At 53.4% G+C, this 930-nt stretch carries 1 protein-coding gene; it reads left to right on the forward strand.

Annotation, left to right across the window (positions count from 1 at the left end):
- On the forward strand, positions 1 to 930 hold a 930-nt coding region (locus B2899_RS02860; RefSeq protein ID WP_286883926.1), incomplete at both ends, for an ATP-grasp domain-containing protein.

Raw genomic sequence — 930 nt, forward strand, 5'->3', positions numbered from 1 at the left:
GTCAACAACAACCCGGAGACGGTTTCGACCGATTTCAGCACATCCGACCGTCTGTATTTCGAACCGCTCTATATTGAAGACGTGCTGCATATTATCGAGAAGGAAAAACCGGAAGGCGTCATCGTGCAGTTTGGCGGACAGACGGCAATCAACCTGGCGGCGGATCTTGAAAAAGCCGGCGTAAAAATTCTTGGCACCAACCTGGCCAGCATCGATACAGCGGAAGACCGTGAGAAATTTGAAAAGCTGCTGCGTTCGCTCGACATCGCGCAGCCGCCGGGCAAAACCGTCACGACGGTTGATGCGGCTGTGGAAGCGGCGGCATCGCTTGGCTATCCGGTACTCGTTCGTCCGTCGTACGTACTGGGCGGTCGTGCCATGGAGATTGTCTACAACGAACAGGAATTGCTAACATACATGCGTGAGGCAGTAAAGATTAATCCGGAACATCCGGTGCTTGTGGATACGTATCTCATGGGCGCGGAAGTCGAAGTGGACGCAATTAGCGACGGTGAAAATGTGCTCATTCCGGGCATCATGGAACATATTGAACGGGCCGGCGTCCATTCCGGCGACTCGATTGCCGTCTACCCTGCGCAGACCATCTCGGCACAGTTGAAAGAAGAATTGATTGACATGACAACCCGGATTGCACGCGGGCTCAATATCAAAGGTCTGCTCAACATTCAGTTTGTCATTCACAAGAGCAAGGCGTATGTGCTGGAGGTAAATCCGCGTTCATCCCGTACCGTGCCGTTTTTAAGTAAAATCACAAACCTGCCGATGGCCAATATCGCGACGAAAGTCATTCTCGGCCACACCATTCCGGAACTTGGCTACACGCCGGGCTATCATCCGGAAGCGGAGCACGTATCGGTCAAAGTGCCGGTATTCTCGTTTGCTAAGCTGCGCCGTGTCGACCCGACGCTC

Source organism: Aneurinibacillus sp. UBA3580, assembly GCF_002375825.1.
GTDB lineage: Bacteria > Bacillota > Bacilli > Aneurinibacillales > Aneurinibacillaceae > Aneurinibacillus > Aneurinibacillus danicus.